Origin of the sequence: Streptococcus sp. DTU_2020_1001019_1_SI_AUS_MUR_006, assembly GCF_032340315.1 — a bacterium.
In the GTDB taxonomy this organism is placed as follows: Bacteria; Bacillota; Bacilli; order Lactobacillales; family Streptococcaceae; genus Streptococcus.
In genome coordinates, this window is record NZ_CP135436.1 from 1,398,229 (window position 1) to 1,421,361 (window position 23,133).

The following is a 23,133-nucleotide window of genomic DNA, read 5'->3' on the forward strand; positions in this document are numbered from 1 at the left end:
GCAAATATGAAAAAAGCGATTTTAATGATGACATTTGGTTCCCCAGAAGAGATTACCTTTGAAGGAGTAGCCGATTTTTTTACCAACATTCGTCGTGGAGTTCGACCTCAAGATCACGAGATTCAAACACTTTATGATAATTATGTTCGAATTGGAGGAACTCCACTACAAAAAATTACCCGTGAAGAAGTTGCCTTAGTAGATGCTAGATTGGGAAATGAATATAGTGTCTATTTTGCCAATAAATTTTCAACCCCTTTTATTCCAGATGTGATTCGGCAAATGGAAGCAGATGGAATTGAAAAGTGTATTTGCTTGATTTTGGAACCACACTATTCCTTTTACTCTGTCATGGGGTACGAAAAGTTTCTGGAAAGCAAACAAATTCAGTTTTTAGTTATTAAGGACTGGTATCAAGAAGAAGCCCTCTTAAACTATTGGACAGATGAAATTGCTAGGATTTTAAAAGAAAAGGTGAAACAGGATAGCTTTAAAGTCATCTTTTCTGCCCACAGTGTGCCCATTTTTGCCTTAGATTTTGGTGATCCCTATATCGACCAGATTTTCGAAAATAGCAAGTTAATTGCTGAAAAATTAGGCTTGAAACCAGAGCAATATACCAACACTTGGCAGAGCGAAAGTGATATTGGTATTCCTTGGATTAAACCAGATGTCCTGGAATATCTTAGAGAGCAGAAAGAACATCCAGAGCATTATATTTTTGTACCCATTAGTTTTATTAGTGAGCACATTGAAGTCTTGTTTGACAACGATGTGGAATGTTATGACTTGTGTCAGGAATTGGAGGTGAACTACCATCGGCCACCAATGCCAAATACAGATTCTCGTTTGATTGATGCCTTGGTCAATATTGTCCGAGCTAACGAACATAAAGAATTTAGAGAATTCCTCCCAGAAGAAGAGACCTTTGATGAATTAGTCCCTTCGGATGAAACTAAGAATATTTTAGATGAATCACAAGACTTACAAATGCCAGAATTTGTTAAAAAATTAATAGAGAAAAAAGGTCGTGAAAATGTCAAGATGCCTTATTTAATCAAAAAAATGCTTGAAAAAGCTGGCAAATTACCTAAAGACTAAGTGAAAATAGAAAAGAACTGGTAATACTCTTCGAAAATCAAATTCAAACTGCGTCAACGTCGCCTTGCCGTACTCAAGTACAGCCTGCGGCTAGTTTCCTAGTTTGTTCTTTGATTTTCATTGAGTATAAGGTTTGTTTCAGATTTCTGCTAAGGCAGTATATAACTTAGAACGTGAAAGAAAAGGCGGTGGGACAGAAATCGATAGACAAAGTCTTGATTTCGTAGTCCCAGCCCCGCGAGGATGATTAGGAGCTTTTTGGAGTCTAAAAGACGAACAAAAAGTTCAATCAGCTACCGCGTCAAATTATGATTGATAATAAAAAGTGAGGTCGGGATCTTTTTGTCCCAACCTCTTTTTAGGTGACTAGCATTTTTTTTGACCTAGTTTTGATGTTATTTACCCAGACAAAATTGGCTGAACAACTGTGTAATGAGTTCATCTGGAGCAGCATCACCAGTGATTTCTCCGAGGATTTCCCAAGTACGTGTCAAATCAACTTGAAGCAAATCAACTGGCATCCCCAGCTCAAGACCTTCGTTAACTGCTTGTAAGCTTTCGACTGCCTTTTCAATTAATGAAATGTGACGGGCGTTGGATAGATAGGTAGCATCTTGTTCAACAAGTCCTGCATTTTCAAAGAAGAGGTTATTGATGCGATCTTCAATCTTATCAATGTTTTGATTTTTGAGGACCGAAATACGGATGACATCATCTGGAAGCTCAGCAGTTTCAATCGCTTCTGGGAGGTCAGTTTTGTTGATAAGAATGATTCGATTAGTATCTTGACTAATTTCAAGAAGTTGTCGGTCTTGGGCAGTTAGTGGTTCACTAGCATTTAGAACCAGTAGAACCAAGTCAGCTTCCTTGAGAGCTTTTTTGGAGCGCTCGACACCGATTTGTTCGACGATGTCATCTGTTTCACGGATACCAGCAGTATCAATCAACTTAAGTGGAACACCGTTGATATTGACGTATTCTTCAATGACGTCACGAGTTGTACCTGCAATATCCGTTACAATGGCCTTATCTTCACGCAGGAGGTTATTAAGAAGGCTAGACTTCCCAACGTTTGGACGACCAATGATAGCCGTTGAAATACCTTCACGGAGAATCTTCCCACGACGTGCCGTTTTTAAGAGATTGGTTAAGAGTTGTTCAAACTCCAAGGTCTTTTCACGGACAACAGCAGTAGTGGCTTCTTCAACATCGTCGTATTCAGGATAGTCGATATTAACCTCTACTTGTGCTAGTGTATTGAGGATTTCCTGACGAGTATTATTAATCAAGTCAGATAGAGAACCGTCTAATTGTTTGACCGCTATATTCATAGCCTTATCAGTCTTGGCGCGGATGATATCCATAACAGCTTCAGCCTGAGTCAAGTCCACACGACCGTTGAGGAAGGCACGCTTGGTAAATTCTCCAGGTTCAGCCATACGAGCCCCTTCACGGATAGCCAGTTGGAGAATTTCATTAGTTACGGCGATTCCACCGTGAGTGTTAATCTCGATAATATCTTCACGAGTGAAGGTCTTTGGAGATTTCATAGCCCCAATCATAACCTCGTCCATGACCTTACCAGTTTGAGGGTCAACAATGTGGCCGTAGTTAAGAGTGTGGCTAGCAACCTTGCTCAAGTCCTTGCCTTTAAAGATTTTCTGCGCAATGGCAAAACTATCCGTTCCGCTTAGGCGGACTATCCCAATAGCACCTTCACCAAGCGGTGTCGAGATGGCTGCAATGGTATCAAATTCCCGTGTAATCATTTCAATTCCTTTATAGTTTATTTGTTTGTATAGACTAATATCTCTTCAAATTGTAACAAATTTTAGTATTTTCTTCAATGAATGTTACTTATAAAGAAAAGCCTAAGCAGATTGCTTAAGCTTTACTTAGTGCGCATTTCGCCTTGTGGGAAATAGGTTCCTTCAGGCATATCGTTGATAATGACATGAACAGCAGATTGAGGTGCACCAGTGTTGCGAACAACAGCTTCCGTAACTTCCTTGGCTAGGGCTTTCTTTTGCTCTAGCGTGCGTCCTTCAAATAAATCGATGCGTACAAATGGCATAATTGCGTCCTCCACTAGTTATTTGATTTCTTCTATTTTACCACAATTTGCCGTTTAAAGCTTTGAGAAAATATGGTATACTAGAATGTAGCAAAAATTTAGAAATGGACGTGAAATAGAAGCATGGCACAGTTGTATTATCGTTATGGGACCATGAACTCAGGAAAAACGATTGAGATTCTCAAAGTAGCCTATAACTATGAGGAGCAAGGAAAGGGAGTTGTGATTATGACTTCGGCTCTGGATACGCGTGACGGTGTTGGCTATGTTTCAAGTCGAATTGGGATGAAAAGACCAGCAGTTGCTATTGAGGAAACAACGGATATCTTTGGATTTATCCGAGATTTACCTGAAATGCCTTACTGTGTACTTGTCGATGAAGCCCAGTTTTTAAAGCGTCACCATGTTTACGACCTAGCTCGTGTTGTGGATGAGTTAGACATACCTGTTATGGCATTTGGTTTAAAAAATGACTTTCGTAATGAACTATTCGAAGGTTCAAAATATCTTCTGCTCTTAGCAGACAAGATTGACGAAATCAAGACCATCTGTCAGTATTGCAAGAAAAAAGCAACCATGGTGTTGCGTACGCAGAATGGTCTGCCAGTCTATGATGGTGAGCAGATCCAGATAGGTGGCAATGAAACCTATATCTCGGTTTGCCGTAAACATTATTTTGCCCCACTGATAACATCTAAAAAGGAACAAGACTATGACAATTGAACTAAGAGATGTTACAATGAAAAATTATTTTGATGTTCTGAATTTGGATGTTAAGGAATATCAAAAACAATTTATTGCTACCAACGCAATTAGTTTAGCTGAAGCATATGTCTACACAAAAAATGGAGATTTTGTAGCTCCATTGGCAATTTACGATAATAATGCAATCATAGGTTTTGTGATGTTAGCTTATGATAAAAAAATCGGAATTAGTAATGGAAATTATTTACTTTTTCGTTTCATGATTGATAAGCATTTTCAAGATCAAGGATATTTTAAACCAATTATGGATAAGGTGCTAGACTATGTTCGGACAGCGCCAGCGGGTTTATCCAATAAACTGTGGTTGTCTTATGAACCAGAAAATGAACATGCAAGATCTTGTTACCTCAGTTATGGATTTAAAGAAACTGGGGAAAAATTTGAGAACGAAGTAGTAGCAATCTATGATTTAACAATTGAGAAATAAGGAGAAAAAATGAACATCTATGATCAACTACAAGCTGTAGAAGACCGTTATGAAGAGTTGGGAGAATTGCTGAGCGACCCTGATGTGGTCTCTGATACCAAGCGTTTCATGGAGCTTTCAAAAGAGGAAGCTTCTACTCGTGATACCGTAACTGCCTATCGCGAATACAAACAAGTTCTTCAAAACATTATCGATGCCGAAGAGATGATTAAAGAATCAGGTGGAGATGCGGACTTGGAAGAAATGGCCAAGCAAGAACTCAAAGATGCCAAGGCTGAAAAAGAAGAATACGAAGAAAAACTAAAAATCTTGCTTCTTCCTAAAGATCCAAACGATGATAAGAACATCATCCTTGAAATCCGTGGAGCTGCTGGTGGAGATGAGGCAGCCCTCTTTGCTGGTGACCTTCTAACAATGTACCAAAAGTATGCTGAAGCCCAAGGTTGGCGCTTTGAAGTCATGGAGGCTTCTATGAACGGTGTCGGTGGTTTCAAAGAAGTAGTTGCTATGGTTTCTGGTCAGTCTGTCTACTCTAAACTTAAGTATGAATCAGGTGCCCACCGTGTGCAACGTGTCCCTGTGACAGAAAGCCAAGGGCGTGTTCATACCTCTACAGCAACAGTTCTTGTTATGCCTGAAGTGGAAGAAGTAGAGTACGATATTGATCCAAAAGACCTTCGTGTGGATATCTACCACGCGTCAGGTGCTGGTGGACAGAACGTCAACAAGGTTGCGACTGCTGTTCGTATTGTTCACTTGCCAACCAATATCAAGGTTGAAATGCAGGAAGAACGTACCCAGCAGAAAAACCGTGAGAAGGCTATGAAGATTATTCGTGCGCGTGTTGCTGACCACTTTGCACAGATTGCTCAAGACGAGCAAGACGCAGAGCGTAAGTCTACTATCGGTACTGGTGACCGTTCAGAACGTATCCGTACTTATAACTTCCCACAAAACCGTGTAACAGACCACCGTATCGGCTTGACTCTTCAAAAACTTGATACTATCTTGTCTGGTAAACTAGATGAAGTTGTGGACGCCTTGGTTCTTTACGACCAAACTCAAAAATTAGAAGAATTAAACAAATAATGAAATTAGCTCAAATTTTTAAAGATTTTGAGGAAAAGTTAATAGCAAAGGGAGAGGAAGCTGAAAGCCTCTCCTTTGTCTATCGTAGTCTAAAAAATCTATCTTTTACTGACTTCGTCTTTGCTTTTCAGCATGAAGCTTCAGAGGAGGAAAGCAAGTTTTTAGAGGAGATTTACACGAAACTAGCAAATCATATACCTGCCCAGTACATTATCGGTCATGCTGAATTCTTTGGGATGCAGTTAAAAGTAGATGAGCGGGTCTTGATTCCTCGTCCAGAGACAGAAGAGTTGGTGGAGCTCATCCTAGCTGAGAATCCAGAGGAAAATCTCAAAGTTCTGGATATTGGAACTGGGAGTGGAGCTATCGCTCTTGCTTTAGCTAAAAATAGACCAGATTGGACAATCACAGCTAGCGATATCTCTCAAGATGCTCTTGATTTGGCGATGGAAAACGCTAAAAATCAAGGTCTAACATTATCCTTTATTAAATCTGACTGTTTCTCCGAAATTTCTTCAAAATATGATATAATTGTATCCAATCCACCTTACATATCTCGAGTAGATGAGGCAGAAGTAGGTTTGAATGTTCTCCATTCAGAGCCACATTTAGCCCTCTTTGCAGATGAGGATGGTCTAGCGATCTATCGCAGAATTGCGGAAGAATCAAAGGACTATCTAAATGATGGTGGTAAGATTTATCTTGAAATTGGCTACAAACAAGGACAATGCGTTCCAGTTCTTTTCAAGGAGAATTTTCCCGAGAAGAGAGTTCGAACGCTCAAAGACCAATTTGGCCAAGATAGGATGGTTGTCATTGATGATGGAGAAAATTAAGAAAGAGCTTGAAAATGGTGGAGCTGTAGTTTTGCCGACAGAAACAGTTTATGGTCTCTTTGCAAAAGCATTGGATAAAAAGGCAGTTGACCATGTTTATCAGCTTAAACGTCGCCCAAGAGACAAGGCACTTAATCTCAATGTCGCAAGTTTAGACGATATCTTGAACTTTTCTAAGAATCAGCCACCTTATCTCAATAAACTGGTTGAAAGTTTTTTGCCAGGCCCTTTGACCATTATCTTAGAAGCTAATGACAAGGTTCCTTACTGGGTCAATTCAGATTTGCCGACTGTTGGATTTCGCATGCCGAGTCATCCAGTAACTCTGGACTTGATTCGTGAATTTGGCCCCTTAATCGGACCTTCTGCCAATATCTCAGGTCAATCAAGTGGAGTTACTTTTCGAAAGATCCTTCATGATTTTGACCAAGAGGTCTTGGGACTTGAAGACGATGCATTTTTAACAGGTCAGGATTCGACTATTTTAGACCTATCTGGTGACAAGGTAAAGATTCTACGTCAAGGAGCGATTACTCGAGAAGATATCCTTGCCAAGATACCAACAATTCCTTTTGAGGAGGTATGATATGCTACGTGATTTGAAAACAACAGATGTTGCAGCTATTTGTGAGATTAACAAAGAAGCTTTAGACTATTCGTTTAGTTTAGAGGAAACGTCTAGTCAACTAGATAAGTTATCTCAAGACTCTCATCACTACTTACTGGGGTTTGAGGAACCAACCAGCCATGACTTAGTTGGTTATGTTCATGCCGAGGTTTATGAATCCCTTTATTCAAAACCAGGTTTTAATATCCTAGCTTTAGCTGTTTTGCCTCAAACACAGGGTCAGGGTATCGGAAAAACTTTGCTCCAAGGATTGGAACAAGAAGCAAAAAAACGAGGCTATAACTTTATTCGCTTAAATTCTGCAGACCATCGTTTAGGTGCGCATACTTTCTATGAAAAAGTTGGTTATACCTGCGATAAGACGCAGAAACGGTTTATTCGCATTTTTTAGTTTGGATTTTATATTCTTGTTGTAAAAACAAACTAAAAGACCTGTCACACTATAAAGGAGAAGACCTATGATTTTTGACAAAGATGATTTTAAAGCTTATGACGCAGATCTTTGGAATGCCATTGCCAAAGAAGAAGAACGCCAACAAAACAATATTGAGCTAATCGCCTCTGAAAATGTTGTTTCTAAGGCTGTTATGGCAGCTCAAGGGTCTATCTTGACCAATAAATACGCTGAAGGTTACCCAGGACGTCGTTATTACGGTGGTACTGATGTAGTAGATATCGTTGAAAGTCTAGCTATTGAACGTGCAAAAGAAATCTTTGGTGCCAAGTTTGCCAATGTCCAACCTCACTCAGGAAGTCAAGCCAACTGTGCAGCTTACATGGCTTTGATTGAGCCAGGTGATACGGTCATGGGAATGGATTTGGCAGCAGGTGGGCACTTGACTCACGGAGCTCCTGTCAGCTTCTCAGGTCAAACCTACAACTTCGTTTCATATAGTGTTGATCCTGAAACCGAACTTTTAGACTTTGACGCCATCTTGAAACAAGCTCAAGAAGTGAAACCCAAACTAATCGTAGCAGGGGCTTCAGCTTATTCTCAAATTATTGATTTTTCAAAATTTCGTGAAATTGCAGATGCTGTTGGTGCTAAACTTATGGTCGATATGGCGCACATTGCTGGTTTGGTTGCTGCAGGTCTTCATCCAAGTCCAGTCCCTTATGCACATATTACAACAACAACGACCCACAAAACCCTTCGTGGACCACGTGGTGGTTTGATTTTGACTAATGACGAAGATCTTGCCAAGAAGATTAATTCTGCTATTTTCCCAGGTATTCAAGGTGGGCCATTAGAGCACGTTGTTGCTGCTAAGGCTGTCGCCTTTAAAGAGGTATTGGACCCAGCCTTTAAGGAATATGCAGCAAATGTTATTAAGAACAGCAAGGCTATGGCAGAAGTCTTCTTGCAAGACCCTGATTTCCGTATTATCTCTGGTGGTACAGAAAATCACCTCTTCCTAGTGGATGTAACCAAGGTTGTAGAAAATGGGAAAGTTGCTCAAAACTTGCTAGATGAGGTCAATATTACCCTAAATAAAAACTCAATCCCTTACGAAACTTTGTCACCATTTAAGACAAGTGGCATTCGTATCGGAGCAGCAGCAACAACTGCACGTGGTTTTGGTGAAGAAGAAAGTCGTAAAGTGGCTGAGCTTATCATTAAAGCCCTTAAAAATGCAGAAAATGAAGCTGTCTTAGAAGAAGTGAGAAGCGAAGTCAAAGCCTTGACAGATGCCTTCCCATTATAAGAGGACTAAAATTTTTATGGACATTTATATTAAGAAAGCTATTATCCATCAGTTCAGCCCGGATGACACAGAGTTGTTTCTAGTGGATAAATTTCTCAATATCACTCCAAAAATCGAAGAATACTTACGTAAGAAAATCGAACGTGTGTATTCAGATGAAGCCAAGACTGGGATTTTCGAAGAAGAAAATCCCTTCTTCAATCACATTACAGACGATTTGTTGGAGACATCGGTGACGCTGGCTAACCTCTGGAAAGAGGAATTCAGCATTTCTGAAAATCTTAAGACCAATGACTTGATTTTTGTTCAGTTTTCTAAAGAAGGAGTGGAGCATTTTGCCTTCCTACGAATTGCTCTGCGAGAAACCTTGACCCATCTAGGCGGAGAAGTTGACAATCCAATCAAGCTAACACAAAACAATCTACCAGGATTTGGTACAGGGGCTGACGAAGCCTTGGTGGTCAATCTTCAAAGCCGAAAATATCACCTGATTGAGAAACGAATCAAGTATAACGGGACTTTTTTGAACTATTTTTCTGAGAATCTGATCCAGGCTCAGCCCAAAATTTCACCTAAGAAGTCAATCAAGGAACTGGAAAAAACGGCTCAGAGAATTGCTGAAACATTTAATACAGACGATTTTCAATTTCAATCTAAGGTCAAGTCTGCTATTTTCAATAACCTTGAAGAAAGCAATGAATTGTCTCCAGAAAAATTGGCAAATGACCTTTTTGACAACAATCTCACTGCACGTCTTAGCTTTATTGACCAAGTCAAGGAAGCAGTGCCAGAGCCAGTTCAATTTGATGAAATCGATGCCAGTCGTCAATTAAAGAAATTTGAAAACCAAAAGCTTTCTCTGTCAAATGGGATTGAATTAATTGTACCCAATAATATTTACCAAGATGCTGAGTCGGTCGAATTTATCCAAAATGACAATGGTACCTACTCTATCTTAATCAAAAACATCGAGGATATACAAAGCAAATAATGTTTAAATTTATAAGAAGGGTCTTGGTGCTTGTTCTTATCTTATTTACTGGTTATAAACTTTTTCATATGTATCGGGATGTGAAGCAGGTCATGACCTATCAATCCTTGGTACGAGAGGTTTTAAGTGAGCAAGATACACCCGCAAATGAAGAACTAGTCCTGGCCATGATTTATACCGAAACCAAAGGTAAAGAAAGTGATGTGATGCAGTCAAGTGAGTCTGCCAGCGGAACTACAAATACAATCTCTGACAATAGGAGTAGTATTCGTCAGGGAATTCAAACCTTGACAGAGAATCTTTATTTAGCTCAAGAAAAGGGTGTAGATGTTTGGACTGCTGTACAGGCCTATAACTTTGGACCTGCTTATATTGATTTTATCGCCCAAAATGGGAAAGAAAATACCCTTGCCCTAGCTAAACAATACTCAAGAGATACCGTTGCTCCGATTTTAGGAAATACAACTGGAAAAACCTATCGATATGTCAATCCAATTTCCATCTTTCAAGGTGGAGAACTCTATGTGGATGGTGGAAACTATTATTATTCTAGACAGGTTCAACTAAATCTTTACATTATTAAATTTTTTAATCTATTTTTAAGCACTTAGAAGAATCTAGGTGCTTTTATAAGCTTTCTTTAAGGCTAATCGACTATCCTAGATAGGAAAAGGAGGAGCGTCCAATGAGAAAGAAATTCTTTCTGACTAGTGCTGCAGTTCTTTTAGCAGTTGCAACTTTGCAAAGCGTTCAAGCAGCCACTGATGTTCAAAAAGTAATTGATGAAACTTATGTTCAACCTGAGTACGTCTTGGGTTCTTCTCTCACTGAAGATCAAAAAAATCAAACATTAAAAAAACTCGGTTATAATGCCTCTACAGATACCAAAGAACTGAAGACTATGACGCCAGATGTCTACTCAAAGATTATGAACGTCGCCAATGACTCTAGTCTCCAGCTCTATTCATCTGCAAAAATTCAAAAATTGGGTGAAAAATCTCCACTTGAAGTGAAGATTGAAACCCCTGAAAATATTACTAAAGTGACACAAGATATGTACCGTAATGCGGCTGTTACCTTGGGTGTGGAACATGCTCGTATCACCGTTGCTGCACCAATCCCTGTAACAGGTGAAAGTGCCCTAGCAGGTATTTACTATTCACTAGAAGCTAATGGTGTTCAACTTCCTCAAGAAAATAAAGACCTAGCTCAGGAAGAACTAAAAGCCTTGTCAGACATCAACGATGAAAATAAGGACAAATCAGGCTATGATGCCAATAAACTCAATGTAGCCCTTGCCGATATCAAATCTGCTATCGCTAAAGCAAAAGAGTCCAAAGGTGAGCTTACTGAAGATGATGTTCGTAAGATTGTTGAAGATACGTTGAAAAATTATAAGCTGGATCAGGTTATAACAGGAAACCAGATCAATGTCATCATCAACTTTGCCTTCAATCTTTCAAAGAGCGATATTCTTAATAACGAAGACTTTACTAAGACGCTAAAAGATCTGAAACAAAGTATTGTTGCCCAAGCAGGAGATAGTTTCAGCAATATTGACCTTAACTTTGATGCTAATAAAGCATTGGAGGACGGAGGTAATATTCTTAGTGCTATTTGGCAAGCAATTGTAAACTTTTTCAAGAGTTTTGGTGCTTAGGGTAATTCATGGTATAATAGATGGTAACAGAACAGTTGCCGTCTTTTTTTGTCGGCTGATAGAAAGTGAAAATTATGTTAAAGAAAAATGATATTGTAGAAGTAGAGATTGTCGATTTGACACATGAAGGATCAGGTGTTGCCAAGGTAGATGGCTTGGTCTTTTTTGTAGAGAATGCTCTACCGACTGAGAAAATCCTCATGCGTGTCCTTAAAGTCAACAAGAAAATTGGCTTTGGTAAAGTCGAGGAATACCTTACGCAATCACCACATCGCAACCAAGACTTAGATTTGGCTTACTTGCGTTCAGGGATCGCCGATCTAGGTCATCTAGCTTATCCAGAGCAACTCAAGTTTAAAACCAAGCAAGTAAAAGACAGTCTTTATAAGATTGCTGGAGTCAGGGATGTAGAGGTTGCTGATACTCTTGGTATGGAAAATCCTATCAAGTATCGTAACAAGGCTCAGGTTCCTGTTCGTCGTGTTAATGGTGTTTTAGAAACTGGCTTTTTCCATAAAAATTCTCATGACCTTATGCCATTGGAAGATTTTTACATTCAGGATCCAGTCATTGACCAGGTTATTGTAACTTTACGAGATTTGCTTCGCCGCTATGACTTAAAGCCTTATGATGAGAAGGAACAGTCAGGATTGATTCGTAACCTTGTCGTTCGTCGAGGTCACCATTCAGGACAAATCATGGTCATTTTGGTGTCAACTCGTCCTAAAGTTTTCCGAGTTGAACAGTTGATTGAACAAGCCGTCAATCAATTTCCTGAAATTGTATCTGTCATGCAGAATATCAATGACCAAAATACCAATGCTATTTTCGGGAAAGAATGGCGTACGCTTTATGGTCGAGATTACATTACTGACCAAATGTTGGGCAATGATTTCCAAATCTCTGGACCAGCCTTTTACCAGGTCAATACAGAAATGGCTGAGAAGCTCTACCAGACAGCTATTGACTTTGCGGAGTTAAGAGAAGATGATGTGGTGATTGACGCCTACTCAGGAATTGGGACTATTGGCTTATCCGTCGCTAAACACGTTAAGGAAGTATACGGCGTAGAGGTTATCTCAGAAGCAGTAGAGAATAGCCAGAAGAATGCTAGCTTAAATGGTATCAGCAATGCCCACTATGTCTGCGATACGGCTGAAAATGCCATGAAGAATTGGCTCAAGGAAGGCATCCAACCAACTGCTATCCTAGTCGACCCACCACGCAAGGGCTTGACCGAGAGCTTTATCAAAGCCAGCGCCCAAACAGGAGCTGACCGCATCGCTTATATCTCCTGTAATGTCGCCACCATGGCGCGTGATATCAAACTTTACCAAGAGCTAGGCTACGAATTGAAGAAAGTGCAGCCGGTTGATCTTTTCCCGCAAACGCACCACGTCGAGTGTGTAAGTTTGTTAGTGAAACGGAGTTAATCCTCAAAAGGTTCACCCAAACCTTTTGAGTCCCACAAACGCATCATGTTGAGGCAGTATCACTGCTTGTGCGAGATGAGGTATCAGCGAAGTAGAAGCAGATGTTACGCCCTTGGGATAGGTGTCGTAGAGTAAGGAGTATACGACGAAACGATACGGTAATAGCGAACCGCTGAATGTTTAAGCTTGTTTGTGAAATGTGGATAATCGTTCAAAAATCAGAAGGACTAGAGATGTATATGTTGGAATTATATCAAAATCCTTCTTATAAAGATCTAGTCGCATTTGGGACCTTAAAAGAAGAAAAAGAATTTGTATCTAAAATAACTGGATATACTCTAGAAAATGAAAATGATTTTGTTCAAGGTAATAAAGTAGAAATAACCAACATTTAGATGAAAGGTTTAGAGTAAACATGAGTCTCTTATTTGAAGAATTTAAAACCATTTGTTTCCATTTAAATCGAGTCGGAATTACACCGACACTGATGGGTTCTTTGGGATTGGAGTTTAGAACGAAAGAAAATTGGGGGCCGTCTGACATTGACATTCATGTGCCTGGTGACCCTAGAGGTTGGGAAGCGCCTGATCATCTCAGAATTTATGACTGGGACAAGATAATGAAAGTGATGAAAGACTTAGGCTACGTCTTAATAGATATTCATGAGCATGAATTCCAAAAGGATCGAGTGAGTGTTGAATTTGGAAGTATCGATTCCTTACTTGATTTTGCAGGAGTTTCGGAGTCGGATATAGAGCTTATTCACATTGAAGGCATCACTTTTCGTCTTCCAAGTCTGGAGCAGTATCGAAGTATTTACAAAGCTTCTTCTCAAGACTCCTATCGAAATGATCACAATAACAATAAGGATTTTAAAAAGATCGAGTGGCTGGAAAGACATTTGTAAATTATCATATGAAAAGTAGTAAGTTGTAAGACTGGCTGCTATGTTATTTTTATCATCATTTTTATTGGTCATTTAATTTATACTATATTGGCTAGTAATAGAATTAGTAAAGAAAAGGATTTTAAATTTTAGATCAGCTTATCCATTATTGAAAGTAACGATTTTATAATTAGATGATTAATGTTAGAGAATTATCAATTGTAATTCTAAGTGGAGTTATGGATGTCGTTTCTTTTGGAAGTGATGATAATCTTTCCGTTCCACAGTATCATTTTAAAATGATTTTCATTGCCTTTTGTTTACTAGTATAAAAGCAGAATATTACCACATGTTGAGTGTGTGAGTTTGTTAGTGAAACGGAGTTAATCCTCAAAAGGTTCACCCAAACCTTTTGAGTCCCACAAACGCATCACGTTGAGTGTGTGGCACTTTTGTCCAAACTCGACGTCGATAAGCATATAGATGGTGAAATTAAGCTTAATAAGCTCGATTTGACAAGTGCTGAAAGTAAAACAATCAAGGAATATATATATTGAAAAAGTTTGATTTAAAGGTTTCGACACATTTTATTGCACAGATTAAAAAGAAATTTGGTATTGTACTGAGGGAGCATTATAATAAATTGGAAAAAGAGAAATAGTTTATTCCACAATGCATACCGGAAAACGAGGAAACTATCATCGATGCTTTAAGGTATTTTAAGATGATTTAATAGAAAAGGTGCTAACTCAAGTTAAAAATTATATGAAAAAGGAGAGCGAATATATGGAAAGTATTAATATTGAATGTCAAGTGTTTACTCCTCACAATATTGTCGTTGAGATATTAAATCAAGTTGGGTATATAGAAAAGCTATATGGGAAAAAGGTTCTAGAAAATTCTTGTGGTGATGGAGCTTTTCTTGTTGAAATTGTTGATAGATATATTATTGACTGCTTGAAACAAAATTTTTCTAAAGATAGGATAATCTATGGATTGGAAAATGATATATACGGAAATGAAATAGATGAGAAGCACAAAGTGAATTGTATAGATAATTTAAATAGGGTTGCGAAAAAATATAATATTGATTGTGTTAAATGGAATATTGCACAGAATGACTTTTTAAAAAGTTCTATTATCGAAAAATTCGATTTTATTATAGGAAACCCTCCGTATATAACATATTCAGATTTAAATAAAACTACAAGATCTTTCATTAAAAAGAATTTTATAGTGTGTTCAGATGGGAAACCAGATTATTATTATGCTTTTATTGAAATGTCTATAAAGCTATTAGCTGATGATGGTAAATTAGCTTATCTGATACCTAACAACATTTTTAAAAATAGATTTGCAGATAGATTACGTATCTTTATGTTACCTCATTTGTCAGTAATAATTGATTATACAACAGAAAAACTCTTTGAAAATAAATTAATTTCTTCTGCTATTATTATTTGTAATGGCACACAGAACAATAACGATATTCAATATGTAAATAAGGTAAAAAACCGAGAAATAACATTGCATAAAAATAGTTTAACAAATAAGTGGATTTTTAGAAAAAAAGAAGTAGTTAAAAAAAAGGCAAAAAGAAAATTTGGTGATGATTTTAATGCAATGTGTTCGATTGCTACGTTATTAAATGAAGTATTTATAATAAAAAAATATGAAGAATATAATGAACATATATTGGTTAATGGGTATAAAATTGAAAAATCGGTATTAAGAGAAGCCGTTAGTCCAAGATCATTGCAGTATGCCCGAAAAGAATTTTTGATTTTTCCATACTCATATGGAGAAAATAATAGTATATTGCGCTTTGAAGAATCAGAGTTTATACAACAATTTCCAGGAGTGTACAACTATTTAAAATCCTTTAGTGAAAGATTAAATAAGCGTGATAAAGATAAAAATGCACAATGGTTCGAGTTTGGAAGATCACAAGCATTAAGCCATCTTAATCAAGAAAAATTATTGTTATCTACTTTGATAACAGAAAAAGTTAAAATACATCACATTACTAAAAATCAAGTACCTTATTCAGGGATATGTATATATCAAAAAGGAGATTTGTCATTAGAAATTGCAGAAAAGATTTTGAAAAGTGATGAATTTTTAAATTATGTTTATGATATAGGGATTAATGCTAGTGGAACAACAATGAGGATTACAGCAAGAGATGTTATGAATTTTGAATATACTTTGGATTAGGAAGAGAAATTACCATGGAGAAGATATCATTCAATGTAGATGCTTATACAGCTCGTTTAATAGGACGGGAAAATGTATCAAAATTAAACGGTGCTATAATTGAATTAGTTAAAAACACATATGATGCGGATGCTACGATTTGTGTCTTATATTATGAAAAAACAACTAATTCGCTATATATCGCAGACAATGGTTGTGGTATGACAAAGGATGTCATTATAAAACACTGGATGACTATTGGAAGATCGACAAAAAAGGATAGATTTATTAGCAAATCAGGTCGAATACAAACTGGAGCAAAAGGAATTGGAAGGTTTGCTTTAGATAGGATATCTGATACATGTGAAATGTTTACTGTTTCTGTGGAAGGAAAGTTAATTTGGAAGGTTGATTGGGAGGATTTTTCAAAGAGTGATAATATTACAGATGTAACAGCAGATTTGTATGAACCAACTGTATCAATAGATGGGTTTCTTGATGAAGTTATTAATTACGAAGTGAAAAATATAATGTGAAAAAAAAAAAAAAAAGGGTATTAAATAATTTAAAAAACACGGGAACTATTTTTAAGTTAACTTCTTTAAGAGACTCATGGAATGATAATGTTATAAAAAAAATCAAGGACGATTTAATAACATTAATACCATATGAAATGAAAAGTGAATTTCAAGTATATTTCTTTGATGAACAAAACTCAAGTGAAGATGCTGATGTATTAGATGTTGAGAATGCTTTTTCTTATGATTATAAAATTAAATTTAATGTTCTGAAAGATGGAAAAACTTATATTGAGATACATAGAAATGAATTTGACTTTGGTGATAGATTTGATGAAATAATTACACAAGCTGAATTTACTTCAGAAGATGAACAGTATTTTAAAGGCAAATATATTTGTATAGAAACAAACTTTGCACATATGCTACCAAAACGTGGGGAGCAGTTTAAAAATACAATAGGTGAATTTTCCGGAGTTTTGTATTTTGAAAAAGTGACTTCTTCAAAAACAGATGCTGAAAAATATTTCTATAAATTGTCGAATAATCGTAATAATAAGAGGGATATTTTTGGGGGAATAAAAATATATAGAGATAGTTTTAGAGTGAGACCTTATGGAGAACCCAAAACATCTGATTATGACTGGCTGTTATTAGCTGGTAGAAAAAACAAATCTCCTGCTGCACCTTCACATCAAACAGGTGCGTGGAGGGTTAATACTGATCAAATAATTGGATCAATTTTTATTTCTCGCATGAATATTACATTACCAGACCAATCTAATAGAGAAGGTATTGTAGAAACAAAGGAATTTGTATTATTAAAAGAATTTTTAATTAATGTGATTCAGGAATTTGAAAAAGATAGGCAATATGTCTTTCGTAAGTTAGATGCTCGCTATGATAAAATAATGGAAGCTGCAAGGATACAAGCTGAAATTAATAAGAAAGCAGAAGAAGCAAAGGCTGCTAGAGAAGATAAGAAATTTTTAGATGATAGCAGTGAACTCAATCAAAAATCAGAATCTGCTAAAAGTTTTATAGATCCAGAAGAAGCTAAAACCGTTTTAGATCATAAAGATACAGTTATTAAAAACTTAGAAGATGAGAATAGATTGCTAAGAACATTAGCTACAACTGGTATAGTTACTAACACTTATGTCCACGAAATTAAAGATATAACTCATAAGCTAAGCAGAAAGATTGTTATGGCTAAAGAAGCTTTGGAATTAGATAGAAACTTACAAGATGGGTTAAAATATGTAAATGAAGCTAATGTAATGAGAGATTCATTAAATTCATGGTTCAAGGTAACAATAGGTTCTGTAACACGTGATAAAAGAACTATGAAAAAAACAGATTTAATCTTTCTGATATCACAAACGGTAAAGTCATGGGAAGAAACACTTAAAAACGTTTCAATAGTTTTAGAATTTCAAGGTTCAGAAATACAATTAAAATGTTTTCCTTATGATATTGAAAGCATTTTTAGTAATCTGATTGCTAATAGTGTAAGTTCTTTTGAATCCTGTTTTTCAGATAATAAGAGTATAAAAATCGTAGTATCTGACTTAGAACAAGAAATTATTATCAAATACAGCGATTCTGGACGAGGGTTATCTCGTGCCTATAAAGATAATCCAAGAAAAATATTAGAACCTATGGAAAGTGATAGAAGAAATGAAATGGGAGAAACTATTGGCACTGGTATGGGTATGTGGATTATAAATAGAACGGTTGCTGACTATAATGGAAGTATAGATTTATCCGATAATATGAAATATACTTCTGGATTCTATGCCACTATAAAATTAATAAAGAAATAGAAGTGGAGGACTGACATGTATAGAATAGGATTTATTGATGATGATCGAGATTCATATGAGGATTATCAAGTACGTTTAGCAAGAAAAAATATTGAATTACTATATCCAGACGGCATTACTGAAATGCCAGAAATAATAGAATGGCTTTTATCTAACGGTATTAAATGTTTTATTATAGATTATAAACTTAATAATAAATTTAAGTTTTTGGGGACGGAATTAATTACTTATATAAATTTGAAAGTCCCTGATTTACCATGCTTAATATTAACTAATTACCCTGAAGAATCAATAAATGAAAATTTAGTAATTATAAATTTGATTGAAGATAGAAATGTTTTAGCTGCAAATGATATAGAAGAGTTTGTAAGAAAGATCAAACAGGCTGTTGATGTTTTTGAAACTAGGTTACATAAATATCATATCGACTATGAGAATCTTCTCAAAGCAAAGAAAAATGGTTCTATATCAGCAATAGAAGAAGAACAGTTTATAGATTTATATAAATTATTACGTGCATATGGTGAAGTAGATGACTTGCCAATTCATCTTTTAAGTAGCGAGGTTAATCAGAAAATTGATGAAATACTTGGAAGAGTAAATGTTTTGGTAGAGGAAATCGAAAACAGGTAAAAGTTATGCGAATACATGGAGAAAATGAAATTAGTAGAAGTATTGATGTGAATCAAGAAAATGACTATAAAAAATATGTTCCTCATTTGAGAGAAGACTTTAAACATATATGCGGTTATTGTGGAAAACCTGAAGAGGTTACAACAAAAGGTTTTGAACCAGATCATTTCGTTCCTGACAGAATAGATTCAAGTAGAAAACTTGATTATTCCAATTTAGTATATTCTTGTTTCACATGCAATAGAAAAAAACTCGGCAAATGGCCAACGGAAAATAAAGATAAACCCAATGATGGAGAGGTTGGCTTTGTAGATCCTGTATTAAAAGAATATGATACTCATTTAGGCAGAGATAAAGAAGGTAGTATTGAATTCTATACAAATATTGGTAAATACATGTATAAAAATGCATTTAGGTTTGATATACGGCCGATGAAGGAAATATGGAAAATTAGTCAATTGATTAATGCAAAGAAAAATTTACTTGAAATTAAGGATAAGCTCACATCAGAGGAATTGATGAAATATTTAGAATTAGATAAGGCTATAGAGGAGTTGAAGAAAATATTATTCGAAAAAAAAGAGTAATCAGATATTATTGCGGTTTTGACTAGATATTAAATCTATAAAATGATGTATCATGATATAAATTTATATAAAAACAAATGCTGATATATATAGTTCATATACGATATTCTGAAGCGGTAAGTTTATTAGAGAAGTGTAACTAATCCTCAAAAGTTCACTGAACCTTTTGAGTCCGTCCATGCGACAAATTGAGACAGAAGGTCGAGAAGGTTCCCTGGGGAATAGCTGTCGTAGAGTAAGGAGTTTACGACGAAATCATACGAAAACAGCAAACCTCTGAGTGCGTATGCTTGCTGGTAAAAAAGTATAGTTAATTGAAATAAGATATGAACAAAGAGGTTAGGAAAGTCAAAACAATGTCTAATAAATGTTTTAGAATCCAAGGCGTACTACTCTAAGTTCACTACACTATAAAAACTTTCATCTGAAGTGATTTAATAAACAGTTGGAATTTAAGGAGAAAAAATGATTTTAGAAACGGAAAGAATGATTCTTCGCCCATGGGAAGAAAGAGATGCCACTGATTTATTTCAATATGCCAGTGATCCCGAGGTGGATCCGATTGCAGGTTGGCCTGTACATATTAGCGTTGAAAATAGCAGGGAGATTATAAAAAGTTATTTTTCCGCGCCTGAGACATACGCTATTGTTTTAAAAGAAAGTGGGGAGCATAGGATTGATGATTGGCTCTGCAAATGATAAAGGCATTCCTGATACTGAGGCTGAGATTGGCTACTGGATTGGAGTTCCGTATTGGGGTAAGGGTCTGATACCAGAAGCAGTTCGTGAGATAATGAGACATGGATTTGATGACTTGAATCTGGAGAAATTGTGGTGCGGTTATTTTGACGGCAATACAAAGTCAAAGAGAGTTCAGGAAAAATGTGGGTTCCGTTATCATCATACAAAAGAGAACGTTCCATGTGCTTTGGAAGGTGTTCTTCGCACAGAACATATAACCTGTCTATCAAAGTCAGAGTGGATTTCATTTAAGTAAGGCATAGCTGTCGTAGAGCGATGCATAAACGACGAAACGATACGGTAAGTTCGAACCGCTAAGTGAGTTTCTCTGCTCTTAAAAGTGAACGAAAGGGATAATGAAAAGCCGTTAAGGTAGCTTCTTTACTAGAAAAGAGGAGAAGTATCAGAGTTATAGTTCAAGTTGGGCTTCTAGATACTATAGCCTGACATGCTATCCCTCTATTTCAAAAGTTCTTGGATGATGGAGTAATCAAGAATCAAGTTCTCAATCACATCAATATTTCAGAAACTGGACAAATTGTAATAACTTTCCTTGAAGGAACTGAGGTAGATTTATAAGAGACTGCGACTGTGAAGTTTCAGTCTTTTTCGGGTTTTAATGATATAATGAGATTATAAATGTGGATATTGTTTTAATTCTCTGGAGGATGTGTAATGTTGAATTTAGTAAAAGGTCACCGAGTTAGCTTGGTAGAAAACCTGTTTGAGTCATTTACAAAGTTAACCGAACATCATTTGATGGCGAATGTACACGCAGAAAAAATATTAGAGGTTTTTCACCACTTTATTGCGATTCATGACGAGCCCTTGTTTTTTATTTTGGAATTGCCTGTCAGTATTGATAGAGAAAAAGTGATAGCAAAGAATATTATCAAGGAATCCCATAAGGATGTTTATTATATTGATGATTGTGCAAGAGAGGAATGCCTAGCACTGTTGATTAGATACGGTGATTTGCTTGTTAATGATGGATTAAGTAAGTTTGGATTTGGTGGTCATCAAAGTCATGATGAGATTATGCTTGATAGCTATAATGTTGTGACAATTTATAGTAAAGAACTATCGAAATTTAATGACTTTTTTGAACCTCATAATATTCAATTTATAGAAGAACTAGTGACAGCTTGGAAAACTTTTTCTAAGACCTCACCAGGAATCTCTGAAATCTATGAAAGTAATGGAAAAACTGTTTATGACTTGCCTGAAGAATTAGCTGAATGGGGAATATATTTAGCTGAAACTCGAACAGAATAGGCATATCTATAGGATTACAAAGAGAATATTTCAATTCCTCTAATACCCCAAATTTAACTTTAATGAATTTATAGGAGTAAAAGCTAGATACAAACACACGTTGAGGTGGTATCACTCTTTGTACGATCTAAAAAAAGTAGAGTAGATTTTTAGTATATTTATAGATGTGACATTGGACATTAGGAGGAATCTTATGCTTGGAGCAATTGTTGGAGACATTGTAGGTTCTGTTTATGAATGGGACAATATTAAAACGAAAGATTTTCCATTATTTCGTGATGATTGTTTTTTCACAGACGATACGGTTATGACCTGTGCTGTTGCAGAAGCCATTATGAATGGCGGTCAGAAGGATGACTTTATTGACGCCATGAAGAAATATGGTAGGATGTATCCCGATGCAGGTTACGGTGCGAGATTTAGTAATTGGGTTAATGGCGACGATCGAGAACCATATAATAGTTTTGGAAATGGTTCTGCCATGCGTGTTTCTCCTTGTGCTTGGGTCCTGGATTGTAGTTTCTGTGCCAGAACAGGAGCCTGGCCGTCTAGGAGAGCTCTTGCACGACTTTCTGCCGAGGTGACTCATAACCATCCTGAGGGTGTCAAAGGAGCTATGGCGACGTCTGATGCTATCTTTATGTGTCGCTATTACTTTGGAGGCTACTGTGGGGATTATGAGCAACCAATCAATGATAACCCTATAGAGTGCAAGAGACTCATCAAGGAACACATAGAACAAGAGTATGGATATAATCTTTCTCAAACACTAGATGAAATTCGTCCTACTTATCGTTTCAATGAAACTTGCCAGAATACGGTACCTCAGGCCATCATTGCCTTTCTTGAAAGTACAGACTTCGAAGATGCTATCAGAAATGCTATTTCTCTCGGCGGAGATAGTGACACTCTTGCTGCCATCACAGGAAGTATAGCTGAGGCTGCTTATGGTATACCTGATTGGATTAAGGAAAAGGTCTATACCTATCTAGATGAGCCTTTAAAAGATGTGCTTAGACGGTGGGAAGAAACGATTGTAATAAAATAATAGTGTACTATTATAGTACGTAATTACTAATGTTAGAGTTGCAGTGATTAGATTTGAAGGAGGTGGGTTATCAATGGTTATATTAGAGTTATATCAAAATCATTATTCAAAAGATTTAGCCGCTTTTGATTCTTTCGAAGAAGGGAAAGCCTTTGTAGCTCAAATCCCAGGGTATACTTTAGAAAACGAAGATGGGTTTGAAGTGGAGTATGTGAATACTAAACACTTGCCGGATTATATGGAAATTGTGTTCAATGGAAATATTGTCCCTTTATCTAGGTTTTCGTTTAATTCTGAGGAAAATGTGGACATTATTTGGAAAGAGATTCCGAATCTATCGGTTAAAAACGATAAAGTGATCGAAGGAGATACAAAAGTAGACGCGTATGTCGTTAACAACGATGAAGTCAAAGCTTATATCGAAGTAAGAGAAGACAAGTATTGTCAGGCAAAAGACTTTTTAGAAGGCAGTGGATATGAAGTCGACAGAAGCTATTTTGGAAGTGAAGACGGTGAGGCGATTGTCTACAGAAAACGCGACACCGAAGATTGGCACTTCCTATGTCACTTAGACCCATCGTTTGTAGAGATTGAAGATGTAGAAGGATATGTGAAAGAAGCGATGGAGGAGCTACAATAGTCAACCAAAGTTCGTTTTGAATGTGTAGGATTGCTAGTTAAAGTAATTTGATATAGTGTTCAAATAATCAATA

Annotated in this window: 24 protein-coding genes and 2 pseudogenes; 24 read left to right on the forward strand and 2 right to left on the reverse strand. The window is 36.5% G+C overall.

The window, feature by feature from the left end:
* Positions 1 to 6 precede the first annotated feature (6 nt).
* Positions 7 to 1,101 carry a ferrochelatase gene (hemH, locus tag RRU92_RS06685; protein WP_248034345.1) on the forward strand — a complete coding sequence of 365 codons (1,095 nt, stop codon included), beginning with the start codon at positions 7 to 9 and terminating at the stop codon, positions 1,099 to 1,101.
* A 395-nt stretch (positions 1,102 to 1,496) separates the two neighbouring features.
* On the opposite strand, the gene mnmE is transcribed toward hemH, so the two are convergent.
* Together mnmE and RRU92_RS06695 are read right to left on the reverse strand one after the other, a co-directional pair.
* The gene (mnmE, locus tag RRU92_RS06690) at positions 1,497 to 2,870 is read right to left on the reverse strand and encodes a tRNA uridine-5-carboxymethylaminomethyl(34) synthesis GTPase MnmE (protein ID WP_315639057.1); all 1,374 of its coding nucleotides are present in this window, start codon (positions 2,868 to 2,870) and stop codon (positions 1,497 to 1,499) included.
* 122 nt (positions 2,871 to 2,992) lie between these two features.
* Positions 2,993 to 3,175, reverse strand: coding sequence for a 4-oxalocrotonate tautomerase (locus tag RRU92_RS06695; protein WP_001117401.1), 183 nt, complete (start codon positions 3,173 to 3,175; stop codon positions 2,993 to 2,995).
* A 123-nt stretch (positions 3,176 to 3,298) separates the two neighbouring features.
* Between RRU92_RS06695 and RRU92_RS06700 the strand changes: the two genes are divergently transcribed.
* The 23 genes and pseudogenes from RRU92_RS06700 (at position 3,299) to RRU92_RS06815 (ending at position 23,060) form a co-directional block, all read left to right on the forward strand.
* Positions 3,299 to 3,898 (forward strand): thymidine kinase, encoded by a 600-nt coding sequence (locus tag RRU92_RS06700; RefSeq protein WP_049504679.1) that lies wholly within the window; start codon positions 3,299 to 3,301, stop codon positions 3,896 to 3,898.
* On the forward strand, positions 3,888 to 4,367 hold the full coding sequence (locus RRU92_RS06705; RefSeq protein ID WP_315639059.1) for a GNAT family N-acetyltransferase: 480 nt from the start codon (positions 3,888 to 3,890) through the stop codon (positions 4,365 to 4,367). Before RRU92_RS06700 ends, RRU92_RS06705 begins: the two co-directional genes overlap by 11 nt.
* A gap of 9 nt (positions 4,368 to 4,376) precedes the next feature.
* Positions 4,377 to 5,456, forward strand: a complete 1,080-nt coding sequence (prfA, locus tag RRU92_RS06710; RefSeq protein ID WP_001028810.1) for a peptide chain release factor 1 — start codon at positions 4,377 to 4,379, stop codon at positions 5,454 to 5,456.
* Positions 5,456 to 6,292 (forward strand): peptide chain release factor N(5)-glutamine methyltransferase, encoded by an 837-nt coding sequence (prmC, locus tag RRU92_RS06715; RefSeq protein ID WP_315639060.1) that lies wholly within the window; start codon positions 5,456 to 5,458, stop codon positions 6,290 to 6,292. The genes prfA and prmC overlap by 1 nt, the downstream gene beginning before the upstream one ends.
* Positions 6,276 to 6,878 carry an L-threonylcarbamoyladenylate synthase gene (locus tag RRU92_RS06720; protein WP_315639061.1) on the forward strand — a complete coding sequence of 201 codons (603 nt, stop codon included), beginning with the start codon at positions 6,276 to 6,278 and terminating at the stop codon, positions 6,876 to 6,878. Before prmC ends, RRU92_RS06720 begins: the two co-directional genes overlap by 17 nt.
* Before the next feature lies 1 nt (position 6,879).
* The gene (locus RRU92_RS06725; protein WP_315639063.1) at positions 6,880 to 7,311 is read left to right on the forward strand and encodes a GNAT family N-acetyltransferase; all 432 of its coding nucleotides are present in this window, start codon (positions 6,880 to 6,882) and stop codon (positions 7,309 to 7,311) included.
* Between the two features lie 67 nt (positions 7,312 to 7,378).
* On the forward strand, positions 7,379 to 8,626 hold the full coding sequence (glyA, locus tag RRU92_RS06730) for a serine hydroxymethyltransferase (RefSeq protein ID WP_315639064.1): 1,248 nt from the start codon (positions 7,379 to 7,381) through the stop codon (positions 8,624 to 8,626).
* Between the two features lie 16 nt (positions 8,627 to 8,642).
* Positions 8,643 to 9,617 carry a nucleoid-associated protein gene (locus RRU92_RS06735; protein ID WP_315639065.1) on the forward strand — a complete coding sequence of 325 codons (975 nt, stop codon included), beginning with the start codon at positions 8,643 to 8,645 and terminating at the stop codon, positions 9,615 to 9,617.
* Positions 9,617 to 10,228 (forward strand): lysozyme family protein, encoded by a 612-nt coding sequence (locus RRU92_RS06740; protein WP_315639066.1) that lies wholly within the window; start codon positions 9,617 to 9,619, stop codon positions 10,226 to 10,228. Before RRU92_RS06735 ends, RRU92_RS06740 begins: the two co-directional genes overlap by 1 nt.
* 74 nt (positions 10,229 to 10,302) lie before the next feature.
* Entirely contained in the window at positions 10,303 to 11,277 is a 975-nt protein-coding gene (locus RRU92_RS06745) for a DUF1002 domain-containing protein (RefSeq protein WP_315639067.1), read from the forward strand.
* Positions 11,278 to 11,351: 74 nt separating this feature from the next.
* Positions 11,352 to 12,710, forward strand: coding sequence for a 23S rRNA (uracil(1939)-C(5))-methyltransferase RlmD (gene rlmD / locus RRU92_RS06750; RefSeq protein ID WP_315639068.1), 1,359 nt, complete (start codon positions 11,352 to 11,354; stop codon positions 12,708 to 12,710).
* Positions 12,711 to 12,886: 176 nt separating this feature from the next.
* Positions 12,887 to 13,105 carry a hypothetical protein gene (locus RRU92_RS06755; RefSeq protein ID WP_194251840.1) on the forward strand — a complete coding sequence of 73 codons (219 nt, stop codon included), beginning with the start codon at positions 12,887 to 12,889 and terminating at the stop codon, positions 13,103 to 13,105.
* 20 nt (positions 13,106 to 13,125) lie between these two features.
* The gene (locus RRU92_RS06760; protein WP_153225366.1) at positions 13,126 to 13,617 is read left to right on the forward strand and encodes a phosphoribosylanthranilate isomerase; all 492 of its coding nucleotides are present in this window, start codon (positions 13,126 to 13,128) and stop codon (positions 13,615 to 13,617) included.
* A gap of 398 nt (positions 13,618 to 14,015) precedes the next feature.
* Positions 14,016 to 14,329: pseudogene (locus RRU92_RS06765) on the forward strand (23S rRNA (uracil-5-)-methyltransferase RumA); the annotation flags it as partial.
* 53 nt (positions 14,330 to 14,382) lie between these two features.
* Complete coding sequence (locus RRU92_RS06770; RefSeq protein ID WP_281334861.1) at positions 14,383 to 15,813, forward strand: Eco57I restriction-modification methylase domain-containing protein; 1,431 nt, start codon at positions 14,383 to 14,385, stop codon at positions 15,811 to 15,813.
* Positions 15,814 to 15,827: 14 nt separating this feature from the next.
* The gene (locus RRU92_RS06775) at positions 15,828 to 16,328 is read left to right on the forward strand and encodes an ATP-binding protein (RefSeq protein ID WP_315639069.1); all 501 of its coding nucleotides are present in this window, start codon (positions 15,828 to 15,830) and stop codon (positions 16,326 to 16,328) included.
* On the forward strand, positions 16,325 to 18,136 hold the full coding sequence (locus tag RRU92_RS06780; protein WP_315639070.1) for an ATP-binding protein: 1,812 nt from the start codon (positions 16,325 to 16,327) through the stop codon (positions 18,134 to 18,136). The genes RRU92_RS06775 and RRU92_RS06780 overlap by 4 nt, the downstream gene beginning before the upstream one ends.
* A gap of 15 nt (positions 18,137 to 18,151) precedes the next feature.
* Entirely contained in the window at positions 18,152 to 18,769 is a 618-nt protein-coding gene (locus tag RRU92_RS06785; RefSeq protein ID WP_153225500.1) for a chemotaxis protein, read from the forward strand.
* Between the two features lie 5 nt (positions 18,770 to 18,774).
* On the forward strand, positions 18,775 to 19,356 hold the full coding sequence (locus tag RRU92_RS06790; protein WP_153225501.1) for an HNH endonuclease: 582 nt from the start codon (positions 18,775 to 18,777) through the stop codon (positions 19,354 to 19,356).
* Between the two features lie 465 nt (positions 19,357 to 19,821).
* Positions 19,822 to 20,353 (forward strand): annotated as a pseudogene (locus RRU92_RS06795) (GNAT family N-acetyltransferase).
* A 419-nt stretch (positions 20,354 to 20,772) separates the two neighbouring features.
* The gene (locus RRU92_RS06805; protein ID WP_315639071.1) at positions 20,773 to 21,372 is read left to right on the forward strand and encodes a hypothetical protein; all 600 of its coding nucleotides are present in this window, start codon (positions 20,773 to 20,775) and stop codon (positions 21,370 to 21,372) included.
* A 193-nt stretch (positions 21,373 to 21,565) separates the two neighbouring features.
* Positions 21,566 to 22,420: an ADP-ribosylglycohydrolase family protein gene (locus RRU92_RS06810; RefSeq protein WP_315639072.1), complete on the forward strand. Its 855-nt coding sequence runs from the start codon at positions 21,566 to 21,568 to the stop codon at positions 22,418 to 22,420.
* A gap of 73 nt (positions 22,421 to 22,493) precedes the next feature.
* Complete coding sequence (locus tag RRU92_RS06815) at positions 22,494 to 23,060, forward strand: hypothetical protein (RefSeq protein WP_315639073.1); 567 nt, start codon at positions 22,494 to 22,496, stop codon at positions 23,058 to 23,060.
* Positions 23,061 to 23,133: the final 73 nt, after the last annotated feature.

Bases quoted from the DNA above. Each gene is read 5' to 3' on its own strand.
- RRU92_RS06815 (WP_315639073.1), top strand. From the start codon at position 22,494: ATGGTTATATTAGAGTTATATCAAAATCATTATTCAAAAGATTTAGCC.
- prfA (WP_001028810.1), top strand. From the start codon at position 4,377: ATGAACATCTATGATCAACTACAAGCTGTAGAAGACCGTTATGAAGAG.
- RRU92_RS06775 (WP_315639069.1), top strand. From the start codon at position 15,828: ATGGAGAAGATATCATTCAATGTAGATGCTTATACAGCTCGTTTAATA.
- RRU92_RS06805 (WP_315639071.1), top strand. From the start codon at position 20,773: ATGTTGAATTTAGTAAAAGGTCACCGAGTTAGCTTGGTAGAAAACCTG.
- hemH (WP_248034345.1), top strand. From the start codon at position 7: ATGAAAAAAGCGATTTTAATGATGACATTTGGTTCCCCAGAAGAGATT.
- RRU92_RS06785 (WP_153225500.1), top strand. From the start codon at position 18,152: ATGTATAGAATAGGATTTATTGATGATGATCGAGATTCATATGAGGAT.
- RRU92_RS06760 (WP_153225366.1), top strand. From the start codon at position 13,126: ATGAGTCTCTTATTTGAAGAATTTAAAACCATTTGTTTCCATTTAAAT.
- RRU92_RS06745 (WP_315639067.1), top strand. From the start codon at position 10,303: ATGAGAAAGAAATTCTTTCTGACTAGTGCTGCAGTTCTTTTAGCAGTT.
- mnmE (WP_315639057.1), bottom strand. From the start codon at position 2,870: ATGATTACACGGGAATTTGATACCATTGCAGCCATCTCGACACCGCTT.
- RRU92_RS06740 (WP_315639066.1), top strand. From the start codon at position 9,617: ATGTTTAAATTTATAAGAAGGGTCTTGGTGCTTGTTCTTATCTTATTT.
- RRU92_RS06700 (WP_049504679.1), top strand. From the start codon at position 3,299: ATGGCACAGTTGTATTATCGTTATGGGACCATGAACTCAGGAAAAACG.
- RRU92_RS06810 (WP_315639072.1), top strand. From the start codon at position 21,566: ATGCTTGGAGCAATTGTTGGAGACATTGTAGGTTCTGTTTATGAATGG.
- prmC (WP_315639060.1), top strand. From the start codon at position 5,456: ATGAAATTAGCTCAAATTTTTAAAGATTTTGAGGAAAAGTTAATAGCA.
- RRU92_RS06770 (WP_281334861.1), top strand. From the start codon at position 14,383: ATGGAAAGTATTAATATTGAATGTCAAGTGTTTACTCCTCACAATATT.
- RRU92_RS06705 (WP_315639059.1), top strand. From the start codon at position 3,888: ATGACAATTGAACTAAGAGATGTTACAATGAAAAATTATTTTGATGTT.
- RRU92_RS06735 (WP_315639065.1), top strand. From the start codon at position 8,643: ATGGACATTTATATTAAGAAAGCTATTATCCATCAGTTCAGCCCGGAT.
- glyA (WP_315639064.1), top strand. From the start codon at position 7,379: ATGATTTTTGACAAAGATGATTTTAAAGCTTATGACGCAGATCTTTGG.
- RRU92_RS06695 (WP_001117401.1), bottom strand. From the start codon at position 3,175: ATGCCATTTGTACGCATCGATTTATTTGAAGGACGCACGCTAGAGCAA.
- RRU92_RS06725 (WP_315639063.1), top strand. From the start codon at position 6,880: ATGCTACGTGATTTGAAAACAACAGATGTTGCAGCTATTTGTGAGATT.
- RRU92_RS06755 (WP_194251840.1), top strand. From the start codon at position 12,887: ATGTTTAAGCTTGTTTGTGAAATGTGGATAATCGTTCAAAAATCAGAA.
- rlmD (WP_315639068.1), top strand. From the start codon at position 11,352: ATGTTAAAGAAAAATGATATTGTAGAAGTAGAGATTGTCGATTTGACA.
- RRU92_RS06790 (WP_153225501.1), top strand. From the start codon at position 18,775: ATGCGAATACATGGAGAAAATGAAATTAGTAGAAGTATTGATGTGAAT.
- RRU92_RS06720 (WP_315639061.1), top strand. From the start codon at position 6,276: ATGATGGAGAAAATTAAGAAAGAGCTTGAAAATGGTGGAGCTGTAGTT.